This is a genomic window from Okeania sp. SIO2C2 (assembly GCF_010692625.1).
Lineage (GTDB): Bacteria > Cyanobacteriota > Cyanobacteriia > Cyanobacteriales > Microcoleaceae > Okeania > Okeania hirsuta.
Genome location: NZ_JAAHGM010000011.1, coordinates 231,186 through 256,648 on the forward strand (window position 1 = coordinate 231,186; position 25,463 = coordinate 256,648).

20 protein-coding genes are annotated in these 25,463 nt (G+C 37.1%); 12 read left to right on the plus strand and 8 right to left on the minus strand.

Annotated features, from left to right (window positions below; all coding sequences use genetic code 11):
• Positions 1-11 precede the first annotated feature (11 nt).
• The 4 genes from F6K18_RS11805 to F6K18_RS11820 form a co-directional block, all read right to left on the minus strand.
• Positions 12-1,481: a serine protease gene (locus F6K18_RS11805; protein WP_287521008.1), complete on the minus strand. Its 1,470-nt coding sequence runs from the start codon at positions 1,479-1,481 to the stop codon at positions 12-14.
• A 56-nt stretch (positions 1,482-1,537) separates the two neighbouring features.
• A complete protein-coding gene (locus F6K18_RS11810) occupies positions 1,538-2,386 on the minus strand; it encodes a serine protease (RefSeq protein WP_287521009.1) in 849 nt (282 codons plus the stop codon).
• A 61-nt stretch (positions 2,387-2,447) separates the two neighbouring features.
• Complete coding sequence (locus F6K18_RS11815; RefSeq protein WP_287521011.1) at positions 2,448-3,245, minus strand: COP23 domain-containing protein; 798 nt, start codon at positions 3,243-3,245, stop codon at positions 2,448-2,450.
• Between the two features lie 77 nt (positions 3,246-3,322).
• The gene (locus F6K18_RS11820; protein WP_275670343.1) at positions 3,323-3,445 is read right to left on the minus strand and encodes a hypothetical protein; all 123 of its coding nucleotides are present in this window, start codon (positions 3,443-3,445) and stop codon (positions 3,323-3,325) included.
• Positions 3,446-4,958: 1,513 nt separating this feature from the next.
• On the opposite strand from F6K18_RS11820, the gene F6K18_RS11825 reads away from it, so the two are divergent.
• The 6 genes from F6K18_RS11825 (at position 4,959) to F6K18_RS11850 (ending at position 11,894) form a co-directional block, all read left to right on the plus strand.
• Positions 4,959-5,090: a zinc ribbon domain-containing protein gene (locus F6K18_RS11825; RefSeq protein ID WP_353735065.1), complete on the plus strand. Its 132-nt coding sequence runs from the start codon at positions 4,959-4,961 to the stop codon at positions 5,088-5,090.
• 413 nt (positions 5,091-5,503) lie between these two features.
• Entirely contained in the window at positions 5,504-5,854 is a 351-nt protein-coding gene (locus F6K18_RS11830) for a hypothetical protein (RefSeq protein ID WP_287521013.1), read from the plus strand.
• 150 nt (positions 5,855-6,004) lie between these two features.
• Positions 6,005-7,522: an AAA family ATPase gene (locus F6K18_RS11835; protein ID WP_287521015.1), complete on the plus strand. Its 1,518-nt coding sequence runs from the start codon at positions 6,005-6,007 to the stop codon at positions 7,520-7,522.
• A gap of 175 nt (positions 7,523-7,697) precedes the next feature.
• Positions 7,698-8,051, plus strand: a complete 354-nt coding sequence (locus F6K18_RS11840; RefSeq protein WP_124144550.1) for a DUF1257 domain-containing protein — start codon at positions 7,698-7,700, stop codon at positions 8,049-8,051.
• A gap of 580 nt (positions 8,052-8,631) precedes the next feature.
• Positions 8,632-9,315 carry a Crp/Fnr family transcriptional regulator gene (locus F6K18_RS11845; protein ID WP_287521274.1) on the plus strand — a complete coding sequence of 228 codons (684 nt, stop codon included), beginning with the start codon at positions 8,632-8,634 and terminating at the stop codon, positions 9,313-9,315.
• A 779-nt stretch (positions 9,316-10,094) separates the two neighbouring features.
• A complete protein-coding gene (locus F6K18_RS11850) occupies positions 10,095-11,894 on the plus strand; it encodes a M61 family metallopeptidase (RefSeq protein ID WP_287521017.1) in 1,800 nt (599 codons plus the stop codon).
• Between the two features lie 259 nt (positions 11,895-12,153).
• Here F6K18_RS11850 and F6K18_RS11855 read toward each other — a convergent pair whose 3' ends face one another.
• Together F6K18_RS11855 and F6K18_RS11860 are read right to left on the minus strand one after the other, a co-directional pair.
• Positions 12,154-12,348 carry a hypothetical protein gene (locus F6K18_RS11855; RefSeq protein ID WP_287521018.1) on the minus strand — a complete coding sequence of 65 codons (195 nt, stop codon included), beginning with the start codon at positions 12,346-12,348 and terminating at the stop codon, positions 12,154-12,156.
• The gene (locus F6K18_RS11860) at positions 12,338-13,528 is read right to left on the minus strand and encodes an acyl-CoA dehydrogenase family protein (protein ID WP_287521020.1); all 1,191 of its coding nucleotides are present in this window, start codon (positions 13,526-13,528) and stop codon (positions 12,338-12,340) included. The genes F6K18_RS11855 and F6K18_RS11860 overlap by 11 nt, the downstream gene beginning before the upstream one ends.
• Before the next feature lie 523 nt (positions 13,529-14,051).
• On the opposite strand from F6K18_RS11860, the gene F6K18_RS11865 reads away from it, so the two are divergent.
• The 4 genes from F6K18_RS11865 to F6K18_RS11880 all read left to right on the plus strand — a co-directional run bounded on the left by F6K18_RS11865 (position 14,052) and on the right by F6K18_RS11880 (position 19,952).
• Positions 14,052-14,252, plus strand: a complete 201-nt coding sequence (locus F6K18_RS11865) for a hypothetical protein (RefSeq protein ID WP_287521022.1) — start codon at positions 14,052-14,054, stop codon at positions 14,250-14,252.
• A 42-nt stretch (positions 14,253-14,294) separates the two neighbouring features.
• Positions 14,295-15,386 carry a type IV pilus biogenesis/stability protein PilW gene (locus F6K18_RS11870; RefSeq protein WP_287521024.1) on the plus strand — a complete coding sequence of 364 codons (1,092 nt, stop codon included), beginning with the start codon at positions 14,295-14,297 and terminating at the stop codon, positions 15,384-15,386.
• Between the two features lie 217 nt (positions 15,387-15,603).
• Positions 15,604-16,689: a hypothetical protein gene (locus tag F6K18_RS11875; protein WP_287521025.1), complete on the plus strand. Its 1,086-nt coding sequence runs from the start codon at positions 15,604-15,606 to the stop codon at positions 16,687-16,689.
• Positions 16,689-19,952 (plus strand): CHAT domain-containing protein, encoded by a 3,264-nt coding sequence (locus tag F6K18_RS11880; protein WP_287521026.1) that lies wholly within the window; start codon positions 16,689-16,691, stop codon positions 19,950-19,952. The genes F6K18_RS11875 and F6K18_RS11880 overlap by 1 nt, the downstream gene beginning before the upstream one ends.
• A gap of 369 nt (positions 19,953-20,321) precedes the next feature.
• Here F6K18_RS11880 and F6K18_RS11885 read toward each other — a convergent pair whose 3' ends face one another.
• Together F6K18_RS11885 and F6K18_RS11890 are read right to left on the minus strand one after the other, a co-directional pair.
• A complete protein-coding gene (locus F6K18_RS11885) occupies positions 20,322-20,654 on the minus strand; it encodes a hypothetical protein (RefSeq protein WP_287521028.1) in 333 nt (110 codons plus the stop codon).
• Positions 20,655-21,163: 509 nt separating this feature from the next.
• On the minus strand, positions 21,164-21,832 hold the full coding sequence (locus tag F6K18_RS11890) for a DUF3747 domain-containing protein (protein ID WP_287521030.1): 669 nt from the start codon (positions 21,830-21,832) through the stop codon (positions 21,164-21,166).
• 1,146 nt (positions 21,833-22,978) lie between these two features.
• Here F6K18_RS11890 and F6K18_RS11895 point away from each other — a divergent pair.
• On the plus strand, positions 22,979-24,895 hold the full coding sequence (locus tag F6K18_RS11895; RefSeq protein ID WP_287521032.1) for an AAA-like domain-containing protein: 1,917 nt from the start codon (positions 22,979-22,981) through the stop codon (positions 24,893-24,895).
• Between the two features lie 25 nt (positions 24,896-24,920).
• Positions 24,921-25,085 carry a hypothetical protein gene (locus F6K18_RS11900; RefSeq protein ID WP_287521033.1) on the plus strand — a complete coding sequence of 55 codons (165 nt, stop codon included), beginning with the start codon at positions 24,921-24,923 and terminating at the stop codon, positions 25,083-25,085.
• The last annotated feature ends 378 nt before the right edge of the window (positions 25,086-25,463 follow it).

Here is a 25,463-nt window from a genome sequence, read left to right on the forward strand (position 1 = left end):
GTTTCAATTACCTATAATAGATCTGGTTTTTTATCCCGAATACGAGTTTCTAGATCAAAATTAAAAATTTCATATATATTGTCTATCTTATCATTAGGGTCTTCAAACCCGCCCTCTTTTGTTTGATTTGGATCGATCAATTCAGGTGTTTGATTTGGAGTTATCAATTCAGGATTTTCTAATATTGTTATATCTGAATTTATCGACATAGAATTTTCGATTTGGCTACTTACACCAGGAATTTTAATTTGAGGAATTTTTGTTATTTCTGATTGAATTATCCTTTGTGAAGGAGCCTCTAATTTAAAAGATAAATTCATTTCTATCTCCTGAATCAACTTTCGAGAATAATTAACATTTTGGGCACTACTATACATTTTCTGTAAATCATAAATTGATTTTGAAGTATAATCCAAGTCTAATGTAGAATTATTTTGATTTTTATTTGAGCCATTCTCTAAGTTATTTTTAGATTCAAATTCTGGATATCCTAGGAAATCATCTTGCCTCTTCTGATCTTCATTTTTCAACCTAGTATTTTCAGACTCAAACACGTTAAAAGGGTCTGAATTATTTTCTGCCTCAAATTTATTTTTTGAAGTAGAATTATTATTAGATATTGGTTCATATATTTGTCCGCAAATAGGTTTATTTGTCGAGCCTCGTCCGTGAATTCCAACTAGCTCTCCGCCACTATTAAACACAGGACCACCACTCATTCCTGGACGAGTATAATCTGTATAATATAAGCTATAACCATTATCCTTTTCAGTAACAGGAATAGAAGCTTTTAATGGTCCCCATGCTAGGTGTCTTTGCCTTTCAGGTGCAGGATCTTTACAAATTATTTTTCCTTGGGAATCTAATTGCATAGTTCCATCAAGTTTTAGTTTCGGTTCCGCTTCAATTTTCGGCCAACCAGAAATATAAACAATATCTTCTTCTTGTAATTTACTAGCATCTCCTAAGGTCACAACAGGATAGTTTTTTTTACTTTCAAAACTAACTATTGCTAAATCATAGCCATTTATTTCTTGATTGTTAAAACAACCAAATCTTACTAAAGCGGTTTCTACTTTTTTATTTTTTATTGCTTCTAAGAATCTATTAGTACATTCTCTACCATCGTTGATTTTTGTAACTTGATGAACTTTTTTGTCACTTGTTAGTATGCCATAATGTGCATCTTGACTTACTTGTTCCTGACTAAAGTTATGAGTTACTGTCAAAATATAGTATGTTTTATCTTGTTTAGCAATAATTACTCCTGAACCTACTGTCCATCTAGCTACAGGTTTTCTTTTTAATAAATCATCTTTTTCACGTTCACTTAACCTGGGGGCAATTAGAACAGTAGTTTGTTTAGATATGGAGTTAATTTCTTCTACTGTTAATTTTCTAGGAACTGCATCTACTCCCTTACCAATACTGAGAATAATTCCAGTCAGAGAGGCAGTAAATATATGTCTTTTTTTTATCATATTTTTTCACACCTATTCCAAATTTTTGTGTCAAAAAAAATCTCAAATAACTAATTTTAATCACCAGACAAATCACTAACATTTGTTTTTACTATCTCTGCAAAATCATCCCGTTGATTCAACTTAGCAATAGGAATTGCCCAGCTAGCACTCAGGAATTCATCAAGTAGCTCTTCTGATGGTTGACTACCATCAGAAAATCGATAAGCATCAAAGCCACCAAAAGCATACTTTGCCCGACCAATAATCCCAACTAACTCACCATTTTGATTCAAAACTGGTCCCCCACTCATCCCAATTTCAATCTCATTACTCATGCCAATTTTATAACCTCTCTCCAAGGATAAATTAAGTAGATGAATAACCTTACCCTTAGTCAAATTATATGGTTTAATTCCTAAATCTACAGTAGTAACTAAATTTACTGCCTTCCTTTCATAGTTAGGAAATCCAGCCACATAAACTTGTTCTCCTAAACTTAAGTTAAAATTAGCATTGACAACAGCAACTTTATACTCATTATTTGTGGAAAATTTAACTATTGCCAAATCCAGTTCTCTAAAATTAAATCTAGTATCTTTATGAGCAGTATATTCTTTTCCATCTACAGTTAAAACTGCGAATCTATTTTCTTGATTTGAATCAAGTACATGAGCGCAAGTTAGAACAAAATATTCGCTACCTTTCCGAGAAATAATCACTCCTGAGCCAGCAATATTTTTCCCGATCAATCTAACAGTCAGAGGTCTAGCGATCGCCTCCACAGTTGGATTATACTTAATAGTAGAAACAGAAACTGCCTGAATTTGCGGGAGATTAACTTCTTCAGAGTTTGATGCTACCTGAGAAAGGCAAAGTTCCCAAAAAGTAGGAATTATTGCCATTAAACTTATCAATTGTTTCATTTGAGTTAGTAGGAGTTTCTTTGTCCCTAAAATTTTTGTTTAACAATTCTCATTTCCAGCCTTAAAACTCCTGATTTTCCATTTTTTTTTGTTCTTCTATAACTTGAAAAATCAACTTTTCCATATCCACCTCCAGCATTTTTTCCTGATTTACTGATGATGCTTTCAACCCATCAATAACTGACAATTTTTCTACCCATTCAAGGCTTTTATTTTCCACAACATCGCTACTTTCAATTATTAACGAAGTACTAGCATTACCTCTGAGAGAACTTACTAAATTCATCAGAATTTTACCGTTAGTAGCTCTATTATTATTTCTGAGAGTCCACAACAAATTACTAGAGTTACAACCTCCTGCTTTAGCAGCACAAACTACAGCCATACCATTAACAACTCCTTCACTTAAAGGAGGCATCTTTGGTTTTTCTCCCTGTATAAAATGCTGATTAAATCTATCTGTAACTGCCTGACAACGAACTTCCGGAGTATACTTGTCACCAAATTCTACGGAACCTCCCTTTGTCCATTGAATTAGAGGTCTTTTAGTCGCTTCCTTCCAGGATGTAACTATTTCACCCTGACGACTACGACGTGCTTGATATATAACTAGCGCAGTTTGATTTTCTGGTGTACAATCAAACTTATATTTGTATGCGTAACGGCGACTGTAACGTATCTTTTTAGGGTTGACTGAAGGAGTGGGATTATTATCTGGTTCGTCATCAGATGTACTAAGTTGAGTAACTGTAGTATTTGAGTTTGTGAGTTGGGCAAAACTGGACTGTACTTTGATAACTAAGAGTTGAGCAGCGATCGCTACTGCACAGACCATAGGTAATATTTTTCGGTGTTCCATAATTAATATTTCCTAGCTTATGGTTCAGCAAAAACTTTAAGTTTGCTGTTTGTTTCATCCTTCCTTTCTCTGTTCTATTATTCAGGAAATTCGTATTCCTCATCAAATTTTTCACTTTGTTCTTCAATAATGGCATCAATTATATTTTCCATGTTAACTTCTGAAGATGCTTCTATTTCTTCATCATTTTGACTTTCCATAATTATGCTACTGCTCGCTTTACCTCGAAGTGTGCTCAGTAATTGTCGAATGTCGAATAATTTGAACCATTGGAATTTTGATTGTCATGTCTCAGAGTCCACAGAACATTATTTTGATTACAACCTCCCTCTGGTTCGGTAAATTTTTTCCACAAAGATAATATATTCCCTCTACGGTCTCGTCGTGCTTGATAAATAGCTAAAACTGTTTGATTATTTGAGTTACATTCAAATCGGTATCTAATAGCACGACGACTATAACCTGTAGTTTGACTATTAGGAGAGTGAGTAGAAATACTCGTTTGAGCCTTTTTAGGTTTATTTTCTTGAACTACTATGATATTAGGCTTAGATATATATAGTGCCTATTTGAGCTTGTGCTGTTAATATTATTGCTAGTAATTGATAGGTTACTAACCTGCACAAGCTAGAGATAACAGGTATTGATTCATCAAAAAAACTCAAATATACCCCATTTGCCTAAGCGCTAGGCAGGAATAGGAGTAAGGATTTAGGGATTAACTGAGGATATTGTTTGAAGCAATACCCCATAAACTAAATATAGCAAATAGCTAACTAAATCCTTCTGATATTAATTTTTGATCGAAAAGCCAGACTTAAAATAGCAAAGATCCACGTCCAAATTAAAGATTCAAGGCTTGACTATACACACAACCTAACATAAGTCGCCAATCCGACGGCTTCCCTACAACTAATCAGAGAAAATCAAACTTTTGTGGTTGAGGATTTAGCAGTAAAGAATATGGTCAAGAATCATAACCAACCCCCATCCCCTCCCGAGAGGCAGGGTCAATTTATTGTCACGCTATAGAATAATTGATAGGGAGTGTGGGAAGTGTGGAGAGATGGGGAGATTCTTAATATTTGCACAATTAAACCTACCCCATGTACTACAAAATGCAGTATAAGAAATAGGAGATAGGAGACAGGAGACAGGAGACAATTATAGTGGTCAATAGGAGTAAGTAATTGAGTATTTATACTGAATATTTTCCTGAGAATCTGACTGCTGAGAAAGGTCATAATGTAGGAGCTATATAGTATAAATACCTACCAAGTTACGGATTTTTCTACTACTTTTAATGTTACAAAATGAAGTGCGGAATGTGAGTTTTAATTATAGCGCTGCGCGCAGGCAACAGCTCATTTGGGAACAGCTCATTTGGGGGAATAAAAAGCTGATAATATAAGATTTTAGCTATTGGACACCTCCTGCAATTTGTAAATATACCAGCGCACATTGCTATATTTCATATCCATATAAATATTCTCTGACGACAAAGAATTAGCCCTGCTCCCGGTAGGGGAGCAAGAGGGGTGGGAGTGATGCCAACTAGTCCGAGTTAGTTAGACAATTAGAGTATAAGAGCTGATTTATCAAGTGAATATTAAGAGGCTAAATCCCTTGCAATACAAGGGTTTTGGGAGTTTCACAAAAAACAGCTAAATCCCTGAGAGTTAGATTATATAAGGGTTTTAGCTAAGTTTACAAATCAGCTCTAAAGCGGAATGGTATGGACGGAAATTAATCAAGATTGATCGATTCTTTCCCAGTTCTAAGCTTTGTTCTGATTGTGGGCACATAGTAGAAAAATTACCTCTGTTTAACATCCAGTCCGCTTAACCATGAAAAATATTAAAAAATATAAATTATTTTTACTGTTTTGCAGAATGTATGTTAGATATTCATCCAAATTCAGATAGCAAGGAACTAGTTGGTTAGGACACAGACTGATGATGAACCTTAGACAGGGAAGTACTTTTCCCACTCTTGTCCGTTCCCTGTCCCCTGCTATATGTAATCTAATTTCGATTCTTGTTTAAATTATTTAGTCAAAAAAGCAAAACATTTGATAGCCTCTATAAGGCTGTAAGTCTTATGCAAAGTAGAGTATAGCTTTTTTTATCAGTAAATTACTTTTGATAAAATGTAAACAAATGTTACAATATTAGAGTCAAGACGGTTTAACTGCTTGACATTCCCTAGAAGAATAGTTAATGTAATATACATACCCGGGTAAACAAGTTGACTGTCATATGCAAGACAAGCAAAAAGTTACGTTATACATCCAACCAGAACTGCATCGCAAGCTCAAAATCAGAGCAGCAGTTGACTCGGAACCAATGTCATCAATAGCAGAAAGAGCTATCCTTTTCTATCTGGAAAACCCAGAAGTAGTGGATGAACTAAGTTCAATGTATGGACAAACCCACCGGGTATACACTTGTCCAGAGTGTACGAGTTCAGTTGTAATGCGAGAAGGAGAACTGGCATCCCTGAAAAATCAGCCAAGTGTATTGGCAGACCAAAATATTCCAGTAAATGAAACCCCGGAAACAGAAAAATCTAAAGCTCAACCGGGAGAGCAAGAGTTAGTTCCCTGCTGATGAATGTAGAAATGACTACATCTGATGACTACAAAGTAGTAGAGATGACAGTTAAACCTCTAAATAATTGCTCATCATACTGCTAAGGGTAGTAAGCATAAACTCAATTAAGCCGTAATCTATTGTACCGTTTCTATTGGATCGAGGACTATGAAAGAAGAAATTAAGATTCTAATCCAAGCTCAATATCCTCTGATCTACCTCGTAACATCCGAGGAAGAGCGGTCAGAGCAGGCAATTGCAGCTATAGCTCAACTTAAGCCCCAGTCTCAGAAAAAAGTATTTGTTTGGACAGTAACTCACGGAATAGTAGAGTATGGTCAAAGCAAAAATACCACTCAGCATAATACAGTCTCACCAGAGGCAGCTATAGAGTGGGTAATCAGACAGCGAGATACTAGCAACAACGCTGGAATATATATATTCAAAGATCTACATCCGTTTATTGACTCACCGCCAGTTACTAGGTGGTTAAGAGATGCGATCGCTAGTTTCAAGGGCACAAATAAGACAATTATATTGATGTCCCCAGTGCAGAATGTTCCGATAGAACTAGAAAAGGAGGTAGTTGTACTTGACTTTCCACTACCAGATATGAAGGAGTTGAATAAAGTCCTGTCACAACATCTAGGGAAGCGTAACATTTCCACAGAGACAAGGGAAAAGCTCCTCAAAGCAGCTTTAGGTCTTACAAAAGATGAGGCTGAAAAGGTATATCGCAAAGCTCAAGTAACAGCAGGACGTCTGACTGAACAAGAGGTTGAGATTGTACTGTCTGAGAAAAAGCAGCTAATCAAGCGTAACGGCATATTAGAGTATATCGAAGAGGATGAAACTATTAATGCTGTAGGTGGGCTAGAGGAACTTAAACACTGGTTAAGACAACGTTCTGATGCTTTCACAGAGAGAGCTAGAGAATATGGCCTACCTCAGCCAAAAGGTATGTTAATCCTAGGAATACCTGGATGCGGGAAATCTTTAATAGCAAAGACTACATCTCGCCTGTGGGGTTTACCATTATTGCGCTTGGATATGGGACGAGTCTACGATGGTTCAATGGTAGGACGTTCTGAGGCTAATTTACGAAATGCTCTTAAAACAGCCGAGTCAATATCACCAGCTATACTATTTATAGATGAATTGGATAAAGCGTTTGCTGGTAGTACTGGTTCAGCTGACTCTGATGGAGGTACTTCAAGTAGAATATTCGGTTCATTCCTGACTTGGATGCAAGAAAAAACTTCCCCAGTATTTGTGATGGCAACTGCCAACCGAGTAGAACGTTTACCGGGAGAGTTTCTGCGTAAAGGTAGATTTGACGAAATTTTCTTTGTAGATTTACCAAATAAAGGGGAACGCCAAGATATCTTCAAGATTCACCTAGCAAAAAGACGTCGAGAAATTGAACGCTTCGATCTCGATCAATTATCTAATGTTTCCGAAGGCTTTTCAGGTGCAGAAATAGAGCAAGCCATAATCGCTGCTATGTATGAGGCATTTGCTCAAGATAGAGAATTTACACAGCTAGATATTATTGCCGCGATTAAAGCTACACTACCGTTGTCGAAAACCATGACAGAGCAGGTGACTGCACTACGAGATTGGGCAAGACAACGTGCGCGGCCTGCTGCAGCTTCAGTCGCCGAGTATCAAAGACTGGAGTTCTAAAAGCTTTCTCCTGGTCCAAACAGGAGTAAAGGCTAGTAATCTGTATAGAGTTACTAGCAGTGCCTAAAAAAACCACTTTGACTCGATATCAACTTAACGATGATGAGCAGTGGTAATATTTCATAAAAACCGTTGTTGTTTCTGTTTTCAGTTAAAATTTTAGGAGGAAACTCGAATGTCTCACTTCAGCACACTGCGTACCAAGATCTCTGACTCTGAAATCTTAAAAGCTTCTCTGCGTGACTTGGGTATCACAGTTAAAACTAACGCTGATGTTCGTGGCTACAATGGCCAACGTGTACGTTCAGATATCGTTGCTGTTCTCGAAGGTGAATATGATTTAGGTTGGTCTTCCAATAGTGATGGTTCTTTTGACCTAATCGCTGACCTATGGGGTGTTGCTAAAAAGCACAATCAAACTGAGTTGATCAACTCCATCAATCAGAAATATGCCGTTAACAAGACTTTAGCTGCTGTTAAGCAACGTGGTCTGCAAAACGCTAATGTCAAGTTGGTTGTGCAGAAGTAATCTATTTGCGCGTTCCCAAGTTTGCGGGTTAACCGAGATCGGGTTAGCCCGTTTTTTTAGTTATTTTGGCAGAAGGAAGAAGGAAAAAGGAAGAGGGAAGAAGGAAAAATATTGCTTTGTCTGAATTTTAAGCTTTTGACCTATCCTAATACCAATTACTATGCATTAATGCTTAACTTAGGTAGCACTTCAATTATTCAGTAATTAACACAAACAAATATAATCACCTTTTTGATCACTAGCACCCTAGGAGCGCATTAATTATTATTATATTTACTTCTCCCCCTATTCCCCTCCTGAGAGGGGTTAGGGGTGGGTCTCCCACTCCCCTGCTCAAGATACGGGTTGAAAAGTTTTTGAGAAATGGTATAACCTTTCCTTCAATGGCTATATTAAATATTCAATTTAAATTAAGTTTGCAATAAGCAAAGAATAATGATAAGATAGTACTATTTTAATTTAATCAAACTTAGTTGAGATAATTAAGAATAAAAACACAATTTGGCTTAACTAAAAAACTCCAGTTATGATAGCTGTAGAGTTGAACAATATCAAGATACGACAAAGAGCAGTAATTTTCATGCAGACAGAAGCTTTCAGCGAGGTTTTTCCTCTGTTTAAGGGAGCAAACCCAGAAACCTTGGAATGGCTACTTTCAGTTGCAGTCAAACACGAATATCCCTCAAATAGAGTCGTCCTTATGGAGGATGCTTGGGGTAATGCAGTTTACTTCGTGGTATCCGGTTGGGTCAAAGTTAGACGCAGATTGTCCCCTGACAACTCAGTTGCACTTGCTATTCTAGGGAGAGGAGATTTTTTTGGAGAAATGGCTATTCTAGATGAGTCACCACGCTCAAATGATGTCGTTGCCTTATCACCAGTACGTTTGATTAGTATTTCAGCTCAAAGATTTATTCAAACTCTCTTCAAAGACCCTCAGTTACATCATCGAATGCTTCAACTTATGGTCAAGCGTCTAAGGCAAACAAATATTCGTGATCAACTGCGTCATAGACCCCCTGCAGTCAAACTGGCTAATACATTAGTTGAATTAGTAGAAAATTACGGTCAGACCACAGACAAAACCTGTGAAATATTTAATATTTCTGACCAAGATTTAGCTGATGTTACAGATATAACAATCGAAGAAACTAGCAAAATCATGGAAAAACTACAGACTAAGGGGTGGATGAATAGAGATACAGAACATCAGGTAATTCACTTACTTAATCTCAAACATTTAATGCATTTAGCAAGTCAATAGACTCATGCCGCTACGCGGAAGTTAAAAGTCAAAAGTTAAAAGTCAAAAGTATTAAAAAGTATTGATTTGTAATTGTTTGAAGATTTTGTAACCAGTTATTTCCGCCATCCTGCACTAGATTAATAATAATGTTTGAAATGTTCAAAATTCAATCAAAAGTTTTGTCTAAAAAATTAGATTAATTAATATTTGATGAAGTATAGCGTTTCTCAGACTAATGAGGTACACCTATCTTTATTTCTATTTATTATTTATATTGTGTTCCCTGTTCCCTGTTCCCTAAAACAAACGAATGTTGTACTTTACCGAGAAATTGTGGTCTAAAGCCTCCCGTTTTAAGGGGATAAAAAAAGAGAATATTCCTGATGTCAAGCTTCCTTATGGCAGAAGTACTGATAACTGATAACTGAAATGACCAGTATGGGAATTGCTATAGCAATATGATTTTAGTTGTGAGATATTGGATATTTTTAGGCAACAGCTCCGGAAGGCAACAGGCAACACAGAAGAAGAAAAAAAACGAATATATATAAGTAAGATAACTGCTATATTCTATACTTTAAAGGAACATCTCAATTCTCACATCTGATTCCTGATTGCTATAAGAAAATATATAGGAATGTGCGCTGGCATATTTACAAATTACAAGAACTGTCCAATAACTAAAATCTTATACTATCGTTTTTTTATTCCCGCTGTTGCCTGTTGCCTGTTGCCTGCGCACAGCGCTATATATACTAAAATCAAATGGAAATAGTTCATATCAAAAATAAATAACCATGACTGAAGCTAAAACAGTACCCCTCAGTCCCACCATTAAAAAACCACCAATTCAATATCAAGTATTTATGCCTCATCCAGAATCTCATCTGTTTGAGGTTAGTTTACGCGTCAAACTTGAACAACTATCTCCTTCATTACAAAAAGCTGGAAAACTGGATTTAAAGATGCCTGTATGGACACCAGGTTCTTACTTAGTGAGAGAATATGCTAAACATTTACAAGATTTTTGTGCTTATAGTGAAAATGAATGTTCTTTAGATTGGCAAAAGCTCAGTAAAAATCATTGGCAAATAGAAACTTCAGGAACTTCTGAAGTAATAGTACAGTACAGGATATTTGCAAATGAATTAACGGTACGCACTAATCATTTAGACTCTACACATGGTTATTTTAATGGTGCAGGTTTGTTTTTTGATATTCCTGGGGCTGAGAAAAATTCGATTTGGATAAAAATTATTCCACCTAAACCTGATTGGAAAGTAACGACTTCTTTACCAGAAATTACAGGTTCTGATAATACATTTGAGGCAGTAGATTTTGATACTTTAGTAGATAGTCCTTTTGAAATAGGTACTCATCAATTATATCAATTTGAAGTACAAGGAAAAGCACATCAGTTAGCTATTTGGGGAACAGGTAATGCAGAACCAGAAAAGTTAATTCCAGATATTAAAAAAATTATTGATGTAGAAGCCAAGTTTTTTGGTGGTTTACCTTATGAAAAATATCTATTTCTATTGCATATATCTGGACAGGGGTTTGGTGGTTTAGAGCATAAATTTAGCTGTACTTTAAATTATCCTAGATTCAGTTTTAGGAGTAAGGAAAAACGCGATCGCTTCATGCAATTAGTCGCCCATGAATTTTTTCACTTATGGAATGTTAAGCGCATTCGACCTAAAGCTCTAGAAGTATTTAATTATGAGCAGGAAAATTATACTCCTTCTCTATGGTTTTGTGAGGGTACAACTAGCTATTATGATTTATTAATTCCTTTAAGAGCTGGTGTTTATGATGCTCAAACTTTTTTAAAAGGTTTAGGAAAAGAAATTACACTTTTCCTAACAATAATAGGACGAAAGGTACAGCCCCTAAGTGAGTCTAGTTGGGATGCTTGGATTAAACTTTATCGTCGGGATGCTAATAGCAATAATTGTCAGATTTCCTATTATTTAAAAGGAGCAATGGTATCTTTATTGCTCGATTTATTAATTAGGGAAAAACATCAAAATAAATACTCGTTAGATGATGTAATGCGCCGAATGTGGGAGCAGTTTGGTAAACCAGAAATAGGCTTTACTCCCGAACAACTGAAAAGTGTAATTGAAGAGGTAGCAGGAGTAAATTTGGATGACTTCTTTGAGAGGTATATTGATGGTGTAGATGAGTTGCCTTTTGACGAGTATCTCAAGCCTTTTGGATTACGACTTAAGAGAGAAGATAATAAATGGCCGAATTTAGGTATGAATGTCGCTACTAAAAATGGCAAAGAAATAATTAAATTTGTCGAAGCCCAAGGGCCAGCACAGTTAGCGGGATTGGATGCGGGTGATGAGTTATTGGCAATAGATGGTTTTCGGGTAACTGCCGATAAGTTGAGCGATCGCCTCAAAGATTATCAACCAGGAGATTTGATTGAAGTGACGGTTTTTCATCAGGATCAACTTTTGACCCATAAGGTAACTTTAGCAGCTCCTAGTCCTAGTAATTACCAAGTGGTATCATTGAGCAGCCTTACACTCAAACAATTAGAAAATTTTTCAGGATGGTTAGGGGTGCCATTGGATTCTATTTAATAGAGCAGGGAACAGGGAACAGGGAACAGGGAACAGGGAACAGGTAGGGACGTTGCATGCAACTACAGATTATTATGATTAGGGAAATAGGCGATCGCCAACCCAAACAATAATTCCCTTGTCTAGACTGACTTTGAAGCATTTTTCCTACAAAAAAATGTCTAAGTAGGGCTTGCTGATTAAATCTAAAAGCATTGATATATAAAGACAAGTGCCTTTTTGGAGTCGAAAAAAGTGCGCCTGTTTCAGTCTAAAACGCTCAAAAAGTTAGTATTTTAGGCGCATAGTTGGGCAGAAAAATTATTCTTACAATTCTTACTTCTACCTCCTCGCTCATTCCCATTTCTCCTGTCTCCTGTCTTCCCCTCCATCGGAGGGGGAGGGGCGAGGGGTGGGTTTTCTCCTGTCTCCTACCCCTACTAAAAGATTTTTGAGCGCAAACCCTAAGTACCATTAGGACTTGTGCTGATGGTGAACCTCAGACAGGGAAATGTTTTTCCCCCTGTTCCCTGTTCCCTGTTCCCTGTTCCCTGTTCCCTGCTATAACATTTGAGAGTAGCTTCCATAATATGTGTAGTTTGACCTGAAACTGTGTATACTAAAGCCTCGCGATAAACTCGTTGCGCTCCATGATTTTTGTGATTAGCTGCACCACTAGAAACAGTAACAGCAGCAGCAGTACAACGTTGGGCTAAATTAATAGCTGTTGCTCTGAGGTGGAGTTTTTCGGCAAAATCAGTATCAGGATTTTTATTGGCTTCTTCTATGTCATTTCGACATTGATCGACCTGATTTTGTAAGGAAGAAATTGCATCTGGAATAAAAGGAAGAGGTTTAGTTTTTGATGTTGCTTTCATAATATCTATACCTGCTAAAGCACATCCTAAAGCAAAAGCACTAAAGCCCAAAACTTTTTGTCGATCGCTATTGTGAATCCAATTTACAGGTTTGAGAGAAACTACCTGTTCATCGGGTAAAAACCAATTTTTTACTGTAGCACTAACAGTATTGGTTGAAGTCATAGCGCACAAAGGCATTATTTCTGAGAAAGTAATACTGCCGTTTAATTTAGTGGTTTCAATCAAAGGAAGTATGCCAAAAACTGCTCTGCCATCAGGTAATTTTGCTGCAAGAATAAATTCCTGAAATATACCCCACCCAGTTATCCAAGGTACAATTCCTTCTATATAGTATCCACCTGTAGTCGGGAAAGCTTTTACAGGTGGTTCTCCAGAACGTCTGAGTTGAGAAAAGCCTATTCCTAACAAGATTTTGCCGTGACTTAAATGAGGTAAATATTGTTGTTGTAATTGAGGGTTTTGACTTGATGCTAACATTGCTGCTGCACTTTGATGTTGAGTTTGGAGAAAAGCTAATGCTCCAGAATATCTTGCTATGAGTAATTGATAGTTAAAAAAGTCTTGTTGATTTAATTCTAGACCTCCCCACTTTTGCGGAATTTTTAGTGCTAATAATCCCGATTTTCCTAGAGTCATTAAAGCTGTTTTTAATGTTTCTTGATTACTATCTATTTCATTAGCTAGGGGAGCTATAATTTTTTGTAAAATTGAAGTTTCTATTTGCTCTATATTTAAGATAATTTCTGAATTTTTCGGTGGTGGTGATATGGTCATTTCAGTTATCAGTTATTAGTTATTAGTTATCAGTACTTCCTGCAATAAGAAGGTTTAAAGATACAGAATTTTAGTTTTTATTCCCTTAAAAGGTGTTTTCACAAGGCGTGAGGTACATCAACGATCCCCCTAAATCCCCCTTTTTAAGGGGGACTTCAGGTTTCCTCCCTTGTCAAGGGGGGTTAGGGGGGATCTCCAGCAGTGTACCTCACGCTTACTGATAAATTTTATGTTATATCAGAATTAATTTTATTGGTTAATTTTAACAAGATAATTACTATTTTTTTGGGAAAAAATAAATGGTTTAAAAATCAGATTTATCGACTTAATAAATTATTGATTAAGTAGGTAGGTATAATTAAATGTAAAATGTCATTGCAACTGGAACGGAGTGGAAGGAAGCAATCTCAAACGCTACTTTTTCGCTAATTATCCAGAGTATATCTAATCTAGTTGTTAAAATAAGAACTAGATGAATGTTATTTCTAAGAAAAGCTGTCGGTATTCGGAGGAATGTTAGGGGATGAAAGTTTCTATTTTTGATTTTTTAGACTATTATAAAGGGGTTTTAGAAAAATTCTTAGAGAAATTAAATTCCTCTAATCCTCCCCTATTGAAGCAGGAAGTTATCGAAAAGAGAGTTATCGAAATTTTATTAACCAGAGATGCTTTAGAAAAAGTATTATCAAATAGGATTAAACCTTCTACTTTTGGGATATTATAACTTGAAAAAATAGACAGAAAACTTAAAGAAAATGCCGAGCAATTGATTCAATATGTTAACTTAGCTGAACATCGAAAAAATTTTCCTAAGTCTCGCGAATCTTGGTGGTGGTATTTGGATATTTATGCTCAAGAAAAGGCAATAAAATCTCACCCTTGGAATCGTTTTGACTGGTTTTTTAGAGGAGTCAGAGGTATTTCTGTGATAGGAAACATAGCCATTTCGCTAAGGCTGGCTAGACTTTTTTTCAGTAGTACTTCAGAATTTCTAGTGGCAGTAGCTATTGTTCCATTTATTTTATCATTATTTCAAGCTCAAAGTGAGTTAACGGAAACGGGAAAAAAAGGGTTTGATAAACTTTTAGAAATATTCAAAATTCCTCAACATTTTCACGAAGAGGCAAAGCTTGGTTTTAATTTATTCATAACAGGATTTATATTAGTCATTTGGTTGAGTTTACCATTGATTTATAATGGCTACAAATTAGCTGGTCAACAATTACAACAAAAGGAAAAATTAGCTTCGGCAGAAGAGAAATACTTACAAGCAATTCAGTTAGATGATAATAATTTTGATGCTCATTATAAGTTGGCAACTGTCTATGAAGAATTACAAGATTTGGAGAATGCCAAAAAACAATATATAATTGCAATTAGAGGTGGGTTTGTGGATGCCTATAATAATCTTGCTTATTGGTATATTCGGGAAAATAAGAATGGCGAAGCAGTAGAATTGATGAATCAAGGTTTGCAGCTTTTAGAGGAAAAAGAAAGGAATTTTGAGGGGTTAACGGATGAGGAAAAGTTTAATTTCCAGACTCAAAAATATGGCATATTTAAAAAATTAGGATGGGCAAGATTTAAACAAAAGCGATATGATGATTCTGTAGCCTATCTTTTCCCTGCAATAGCTATTGCTAAAAACTCTAAATATCAGAAATATATCCGAAATCCAGGGGCAGTTTTTTGTATCTATAGTCAGGTCTTGTCAAAGACAAATAAACCATCTTCTGAAGTCAAAGAAAATTGGCAACAATGTCGTCAATTAATCGTATCTCGTCTAGCTGCGGGTGAGACTATTCATTCTGAAGAGGATGGATGGTTATATGAAGCTAAACAACAATTAAATAAATAGATACAGGTTAGTGAGGTACAGTGCTGGAGATCCCCCCTACCCTGAGAAAGGAGGGAACTGGAAGCATAGCTTAAAAAGAGGGATTTAGCGGGATCGTTGATGTACCTCGCTGGAGATCCCCCCTACCCTGAGAAAGGAGGGAACTGGAAGTCCCCCTTTTTAAGGGGGATTTAGGGGGATCGTTACAAATAATTTTGTCTACCTACTTAATATAAATATGGTAAATTCTATGTTGAATTGGAAACGGACAATTCAGGCTGCATTAACCTTAATACTTATGGGATGGGCAACTCCTGTGTTGAGTAGTCCTATTCATGTACTTATTGATGTTCGGGGGAATGTCCAAGTAAAAAAGGCACAATGGAAGGGTTTTATTCAAGCAGAGTCTGGTATTACTCTTAGTAGTGAGGACAAAATTAAATTAGGAAGTAATGCTTCGGTAACGGTTTATTGTAGCGATCGCAATCAATGGACAGAGACGCAAGCAGGAACATATCTTGTTTCTAAGGGATGTCCTGAAGGAGAGACTGTTATTAGACTATGCCCAGATTGTAATAACGATACGCGCCGTCCCTCTGGTAAAAAGGAAGAGAGGTTAAAACAATTGCCCTATCTGATTAGCCCTCGCAATACTTTGGTTTTCAATGACTCGTTGACCCTGCGCTGGAATAGAGTCTCAGGGGCAAGCCAATATAAGATTAAAGTGGGAGACTGGGAAGGGCAAACCCAGGAAACGCAAATAGTTTATGATGGGGAATTAGAGCCAGGGGAATTTTATACTGTCAGGGTAGTGGCGGATAATGGGGTTGCTTCCACAGATGAGGATGATGGTCAGTATAGTTGGTTTATTGTCTTGGAGGAGGAGGAAGCAAAAACTTTACAGGAACAGGTAGGGGCGATCGCTCTGCAGGAAAATCCAGAACGAGAAGGATTAGTCTTAGCCTATTTTTACCGAGGAAATGAATTAAATGCCAAGGCGATTCAGGTATTAGAAGGGTTAGTCAAGTCTGGCAGTCAGACGACAACGGTTTATCAGTTGTTGGGGGATATTTACCAGCAGGTAGGATTGAGTTTAATGGCGAAGGAGGTTTATCAGCAAGGGTTGGCTTTGACGACAGAAGCGGAGAGCGAAGTTAAGGCAATGATGCAAAGGGAATTAGGAGAGGTGGAATATAGTTTAGGTGATAGGGATGAGGCAGCAAAGTGGTTAGAGAATGCAAAGGCGAGTTATTCCGCATTAGGGGACGAGGTACAGGTAGAAAAGTTGGCAAAACGAATCGATTTTATTTTAGAGAGGGATTAATGATGAAAAAGAGTTTAATCAAGTTATCAATATCATCTGCGATCGCTTTTGTCGGGGTGCTGGGATTCTGGATAAGGATGCCAGCACCAATGGTGGAACGGCCAATGTCTCAGGTTGCACTGGAAGATGAGTTAGGGAAAGCTGAAAGATTAAATAATCAGGCTGTTGAGTTATATCAGCAGGGAAAGTATGCTGAAGCTATTCCCTTGGCTGAGAAAGCATTAGCGATTCGCAAAAATCTACTTGGAGACAATTACCCTGATGTTACAGAGAGTCTGAACAATCTGGCTGCACTTTACATCTCACGAGGAAGATACAGGGAAGCTGAACCCCTCCTTCAAAAATCCTTGGCTATCACAAAGGACAAATTAGAAGACAATCACCCTGATGTAGCAGCCATTATGAACAATCTGGCATTCCTTTACGAATCTCAAGGGAAATACACGGAAGCCGAACCCCTCTATCAAGAGTCATTAGCTATCTGGAAAGAACAATTAGGAGACAATCACCCTGATGTAGCAACCAGTATGAACAATCTGGCAGGGCTTTACTATTTACAAGGGAGATACACGGACGCCGAACGTCTCTTGAAACAGTCCTTAGCTATCAGAAAGGAAATATTAGGAGACCATGACCTCTCTGTTTCAGATAGCCTAAACAATCTGGGAGCACTTTACAGATCGCAAGGGAGATATAGGGAAGCCGAACTCCGGTACGAAGACTCCTTAGCTATCACAAGGAAAAAATTAGGTGACAATCACCCCTTTGTTGCAGATACTATCAACAATTTTGGATTACTTTACTACTCACAAGGAAGATACACGGAAGCCGAACGCCTCTATCAAGAGTCCTTAGCTATCAAAAGGGAAAAATTAGGGTACAATCACCCCTTGGTTGCAGATACCCTGAACAATCTTGCAGGACTTTACTACTCACAAGGGAGATACAGGGAAGCCGAACCCCTCTATCAAGATTCCTTAGTTATCAGAAAGGAAAAATTAGGAGATAACCATCCCCATGTCGCAGAGAGTCTAAATAACCTGGCAGCACTTTACAGATTGCAAGGCAGATACAGGGAAGCCGAACGCCTCTATGAACAAAGTTTAAATATAACAAAAAAAAGCTTGGGGAACAATCACAACTTTGTTGCAACTATTCTCAACAACCAGGCAGCACTTTACAGTTCACAAGAGAGATACACGAAAAAGGATGCGGAAGCCCTCTATCAACAGTCTTTAGCTATCAGAAAGGAAATATTACCAGACAACCATCCCGATGTCGCAGAGAGTCAGAACAATCTAGCAGCACTTTACGAGTCTCAAGAGAGATACACGGAAGCCGAACGTCTCTTTAAACAGTCCTTAGCTATCAGGAAAGAACAATTAGGAGAGAATCACCCCTTTGTTGCAACCAGTCTGAACAATCTGGCTGCACTTTACGAGTCTCAAGAGAGATACACGGAAGCCGAACGTCTCTTTAAACAGTCCTTAGCTATCAGGAAAGAACAATTAGCAGAGAATCACCCCTTTGTTGCAGAGAGTCTGAACAATCTGGCTGCACTTTACTACTCTCAAGACAATGTAACTAAAGCAATTGAATTTTTAAGTCAAGGACTATCGGTTGAAGAGTATAATCTTTCCGAAAACTTGGTAGCAGGGGACGAGCGCCAGAAACAAGATTACATGAGAACAATTTCTGGGACAACTAATGGCGCTATTTCTCTCAATCTCCAGTCTGCACCCAATAACCCAGAAGCAACTCGTCTAGCACTTAAAACTATCTTTGAGCGCAAAGGACGTATCCTGGATATTTTGACTAACAGCTTACAAATTCTCCGCCAGCGTATAGAGGACTCCGAAAGTCAAAAATTGTTAACTGAACTCTTCGCTATTCACACCCAATACGCTAACCTCATTTTCAAGAAGCCAGAAGATTTCCCTTCTCCAGAAGTTTATCGTCAACTAATTGCTGAAGTTCAAACAAAAGCCAAACAACTTGAAGACAAACTGAGTCGTCGTAGTTCCGAATTCCGTAATCTATCCCAACCCATTACCCTTGAAGCTATTCAAGAAAAGATTCCTGCTGATGCTGCTTTAGTGGAATTGGTACGCTATCGACCATTCAATCCTTTTAATCCTAAAGTACCCCCAAACAAAGGCTTTGGCAAACCTCGCTATGCTGCTTATATTCTTTATCAAAAAGGCGAACCCCAAGTCATCGACTTAGGAGAAGCAGAAGGTATTGATCATGTAGTAAAAGAATTGCGGGATAAGCTGGTAGTTTCTAACCCCAGAACTATCAAAACACTCAAAAAATCTGCCAGAAAACTAGATAAATTCGTGATGGAGCCTGTCCGCCAATTATTAGGAGAGACTAAAACCATTCTTTTATCTCCCGATGCAACGCTCAATTTGATTCCCTTTGAAGCCTTAGTGGATGAGAATAACCAATATCTAGTCGAAAATTATCAAATCAGTTATCTTACCTCTGGACGTGATTTACTGCGACCAAACTCTAACAATAAGCGACAATCTGCCTTAGTTATCGCTGACCCTTTCTACCACAGTCCAGTAGTTGCAATTAACCGTTCGGTTGAGAATATTTCACAGCTTTTTGCAACGGAAACATTCGGACGTTTAGAGGGAACGGCACAAGAAGCTGAAGCAATTCAAACAACTATGGGTTTATCGGACAACCAAATCAAAACCAAACAGCAAGCAACAGAAAACGCTCTCAAACAAGTCAAAAATCCTGACTTCCTCCATATTGCCACTCATGGATTCTTTTTATCCAAACCTACATCAGAAAACCCAACCAATCTTGATAATCCCCTATTTCGTTCTGGGTTAGTCTTTACAGGTGTGGAAGAACGACAGAGTGGAGGGGATGATGGAGTTTTTACCGCTGATGAAGCAACCCTCTTAAATCTAGTTGGCACTCAATTAGTAGTATTATCTGCTTGCGATACAGGAATAGGAGATATTAGCACGGGGGAGGGCATTTATGGATTACGTCGTGCTTTCGTTATTGCAGGCAGTGAAAGCCAAATGATTAGTCTGTGGAAAGTAGAAGATAATGCCACAAAAGACTTGATGGTAGCTTATTATCAGGGATTAAAAGTAGGAAAAGGACGCCGGGATGCTTTGCTGGAAATTCAGCGAAATTGGTTGAAAGAAGGAGAATATGAACATCCTTATTATTGGGCGAGTTTTATCTTTTCTGGGGATGGAACACCTATAGCGCTAGGCGCAAGTCAGAAGTAATCCCTGACTAAGTTTGAGCGTTTATAAACGTCCTAACCCATTTGCGTAGTACTATACTAATTTAATCAATTTCTACGATGATGAAAGTTTTGATACTTATTTTTGGATTTTAGTAATTATTAATATCGTCAGGAGGGAAAGCAAATACAATTCCTATTCCCCAAGCAATACTTGGTACTAAAGCAAAAATTATTATTTCTAAACCTGTCATAATTAATTTCCTACTTGATTTTTTTGTATGTAAAGTTTCTAGTTTTGATACAGTCTACACGGTATCTACAATTTATTGGGGTTTGTAGATGTGGAGTGGCTTATTTTAGTATCCCTATCCATTTTTTCCTTCTTTCTTCTTCCTTCTTCCTTCTTCAACTAATTATTTATTTGTAAGTTTCTCTGGTTTTCTATTATATCTATTTTTGCTGTTAATCTAGTTAAGTTACTGTCAATAATTCGTTGATTAGTAACATGATCGTAAGCTTCCCATTCTTGAGTAACTTCTGTATCTTGCCAAATAAACCAGTCCCGATAAATTTCTCCACTATCAATATCATTACACAGAGGCAACCAATCATCTCCTGTAAAATACTCTGTTTCTTGAATGACTAAATCTAGACCTATTAAAGTTAATAATATTTCTAAATCATTCAATTCTTTCTGAGATGGTTTATGGGTTTTTCTATGGTTCATAAGTCTGATTTTCATGGTTTTTATTGATTTTGTGAAAGAAAATTTTAATGTATAGCAGAAGAAAGAAGGAAGAAGAAAGAAGGAAGAAGGAAAAATCTTGCGTTGTCTGATTTTTAAGCTTTTGATCTGTCCGTGCCCTTTGCTTCTACTGCTATATTAACTATTTGATCAATTAGAAAGTAGGGCGGTACAAATTTTTCTAGCTATATACTGAATTTTAAATCTAGTTACCATCGATAAAATATTTGCTAATTTCTGATTTTATTAAGAGTTATAAATTAATTTAAATTGCTAAAGTTTATCAATTAATTAATCCATTTTCAAAATATATATTGTGTATTGAATCTACATTTTTCAAGGTATATTAAAAAATACTTCTGTAATTTATGAATCTTCAGTTTATCAAAATAATATGGGTCTAAAGCCCCACCTTTTAAGGCGAAATATTTTTGGATAGTTGCTCAAATGCCCGTTAAAAAAATAACTTCTGACTTCTGACTTCTAACTTCTAACTTCTGACTTCGTTAAGAACCTTCTGCTATTGCTGAATTAGTATTATCATAAAACTCTAAACTATCTGGAATTTGAGCCTCAATCTCAGATATTCTTTGCTCAATCTCAGCTTGTTTAGCAGCAAAACTATCATAACTAAAATAAAAATGACCAAGAACTTTTCCTTGATAACTACGCTTAGTAAATTGCCAACCAGGTTCTAGAAAAATTTTCATCATTCCATTACTAAGTCCGCGACTTCTACCAATCAATTTTTTATCTCCTGTCAAGGAAATGCCAAATAATTTAATTTCACCACCAACATTTTGCAAAATTAATCTATGACTAACTGATAAATCATTACCATCTACCCGAATTGAATAGCCATTACTATCAGTAGCTCTTCCACAAATGCCAGAAAAATTAAAGTTTAATAGCAAAGGCTCAACTAAAATTGGATATAATCCTGCTTCACTTTCACTCCAGCAAGGTCTTTCATTAGAACGCTGTTCTAAAATAATTAGTTTATAACTAGAATATCCGTTTAGATCGCTCGGAGGCATTGCCATGGCAACAACTTGATTTTGGTCAATTTCTACCTCGTCAAAAGTAAAATTTGCTTGGGCAGATATCGCAGTATTAATAGTAAAAAATATTGTGCTAAAAATAGTTAAAATTGAACGATGAAAAATATTTTTCATTGGCTTGCTCCCTGTTTTTTGTTTCTCTAAATACTTTAAAAAAATCGGCTTTTTTTTGTAGAGAATATTAGGATTTTAATTAAACCAGATTTAAAAAAATCTAGAAAAGCCTCAATTATGTTAGGCAGTATAGTTTCGAGATAAAAGCAGTTAAAATGTTGTTAATTAGTTAACTTCCTTAAATTAGAAAGAGTTAGCTATGTTCGTTAAAGTAGCATTCAGCACTCAGCTATGAGCAATCAGCTTCTCAAGGTGTATAATGAAGGTTTAAGTCCCCCATTAACAAGCATCACGCGCTTTTTTATCAAAATAATTGGGTCTAAAACTCCGCCTTTTAAAGCGAAATATTTTTGGAGAGTTGCTCACGCATCCCCTACTTCCCCTCCTGGGAGGGGTTAGGGGTGGGTTAACTTCTGACTTGTGACTTGTGACTTGTCACCCCGTGAGGTGGGGGAGTCAAACCCTTGAATTTTTAGCTGACCGCTATTTGCGTTTGCGTAGCATTTTGTAGAAAAGTATTCCGGAACAAAAAAGCTGATAGCTAGTTAAAATCATTTACAGCATTTTTGAGGATAGTGAGGTACAGTTATAAGACTATTCGTATATTTCCTGTTCCCAGCTCCGGTGTTCCCTAATAACTTCTGACTTCTGACTTCTGAGTTCGTTAAAGTGGGGGACTCAAACTCTTGAATTTTTAGCTGACAGCTATTTGCGTTTGCGTAGCATTTTGTAGAAAAGTATTCCGGAACAGAAAAGCTGATAGCTAGTTAAAATCATTTACAGCATTTTTGAGGATAGTGAGGTACAGTTATAAGACTATTCGTATATTTCCTGTTCCCAGCTCCCTAATAACTTCTGACTTCTGACTTCTGAGTTCGTTAAAGTGGGGGACTCAAACTCTTGAATTTTTAGCTGACAGCTATTTGCGTTTGCGTAGCATTTTGTAGAAAAGTATTCCGGAACAGAAAAGCTGATAGCTAGTTAAAATCATTTACAGCATTTTTGAGGATAGCGAGGTACAGTTATAAGACTATTTATTCGTATATTCCCTGTTCCCTGTTCCCTAGAGCAATAAAACTTTATACCTCATCAACTCGATAACTGCTGTAAAATAAATAACAATAAAAATACAAATAGGAAGAAACAGTGGAAAAAAAATCAAAGCGCGATCGCGGACGAATTCTCACAACTTCTGGACTGAAAAAACTGAATGAAGCTATTGAAGAATGGAAACAACAGTACAACCTCAGAGCTACTCTTGCAGAAATTGAAGCTGAGTCTGGAGTGGGTTCCGACACCATCAGTAAAATTAGACAAGGGCGAGTCGGTGCAGACCTGAGTAAAATTCAGCAGCTTTTTGCCTCCTTTGGTCTGACATTGGATGAAGCAGACCACCGTTCGGGAAAACAGAGTCAAACTTCAAGTGAAACAGAACCTATTGGAGAACTTTTGCCACTACTTAATAACGAAGAAATAGTGAGTCACAATAGTTCCCAAGTTTTTATCAGTTATTGCAGTCAAGACCCGGATCGAGAATTGGCACGACAGTTTGAAACTGCCTTGAATGCTGCTGGTCATCAGGTTTTTATGGCAGCAGACCGCATCCGTCTGGGAGAAAATTGGTTTCGGCGTATTAATGAGGAGTTGAAGCGGTGTGACTATTTGCTGTTATTTTTGCCTCCCCAGTCGGTACAAAGTGAGTTACTGACCTATCAAGTACAACTTGCAAGGGAGTTACAATTTTCCCGACCCAACCGTAAACCTGTAATTTTGCCGATACGGGTAGGGTTTTCCCTGAGTACACCCCTCAACCACGATCTGCGGGGTTATCTCTATCGCATTCAACAACGGGAGTGGCGATCGCCTGAAGATAGTGTAGTTATTCTGAGGGAAGTTTTGACTCTTTTAGCTACTCCACCGGAGAATATTGCGTCGGAAGTAGAGGAACAACAAGAGACTTTACCTGCGGAAGAAATTAGTAGCATTGCATCAACAAATAGCGCTCCTTTACCCTCTGCTGAACCTGAAATACCGGGGGGACAAATTGATGTAGCATCTACTTTTTATATCGAGCGTCCACCTATTGAAGAACGTTGTTATCAAGCTATTTTGCAACCAAGTGGGTTGGTTAGAATTAAAGCGCCACGACAGATGGGTAAAACTTCTTTAATGGCAAGAATTTTACACCATGCTACGTTGCAAGGATATCGGACTGTACCTTTGAGTTTTCAGTTAGTAGATAAAGAGGTTTTTAGTAATCTTGATAAATTCTTAAAATGGTTTTGTGCTTATGTGGGACGAGAGTTACGTTTGCCTAATCAATTAGATGATTATTGGGATGATATTTTTGGTAGTAAAGTTAATTGTAAGGATTATTTTGAGAAGTATTTACTAGCTCAAATAGATAATCCTTTAGTGTTGGGTTTAGATGAAATTGATAGAGTTTTTCAATATCCTGATATTGCCGAAGATTTTTTGGGATTATTACGAGCTTGGCATGAGGAATCAAAGCGACGAGTTATTTGGAAAAAATTGCGATTATTGGTAGTACATTCTACGGAAGTTTATATTCCCATGAATATTAATCAATCTCCTTTTAATGTAGGATTACCTATAGATTTACCAGAGTTTAATCCACAGCAAGTTCAGGATTTAGCATCGCGACATAATTTGAATTGGTCGGAGTCAGAGGTCGATAAATTAATGGCAATTGTTGGTGGTCATCCTTATTTAGTTAGGGTGGCTTTATATCATATTTCTAAACAAGATTTAACTCTGGAAGATTTGCCAGAAAATGTAACTGCTGAAACTGGAATTTATAGCGACCATTTACGACGACATTTGTGGAATTTAGAAGAATATCCAGAGTTAGCTGAAGCTATGAAAAATGTGATTTCTGAAAATTATAACGGGCAGTTAAAAGGAATGTTAGGTTTTAAGTTAGATAGTTTAGGTTTGGTGAAATGGCAGAGTAATAAATGTTATCCCAGATGTGAGTTATATCGTCAGTATTTTCAAGCGCATTTGTTATCGGAGAAGGAAGAAGGAAGAAGGAAGAAGTAAGAAGGTGTTTAGTTATAAATAAACGATGGAGGAGTCAGGAGTCAACCCACCCCTAACCCCTCCCAGGAGGGGAAGGACTGAGTCAGGAGGAAAAAGAAGGGAGTTTAGTTATTTAGGAGAGAAGGAAGAACTAAAGGTACTGGTGGATTATAATGGTATAGCTAGTGGGAGCATCTTGCTCCCGTTCTAACTGTTGCTTGCTCCCGTTCTAACTGTTGCTTGCTCCCGTTCTAACTGTTGCTTGCTCCCGTTCTAACTGTTGCTTGCTCCCGTTCTAATGATTTCTATGTGCTACGCAAACAGATATTCCTAAGTTAAAAGTAGTAATAGCAGTTGCTATAGTATTATACCAAGCGTGAAAAAATAATTTTTAACTTAGGCGACACTTCAATTATTAATTAATTAATTAACACAGACTGAATATTTTTTTGATAGTTAGCACCGCAGTTATTGTTAATTATTCTTATGCTTATACAAAATGTTCCATCTGATCGCCATTCCAACATCTTTGCTCCCCATCTCCCCCACTCCCCCGCTCCCCTACTCCCTCGCTCAAGAAAATTTTGAT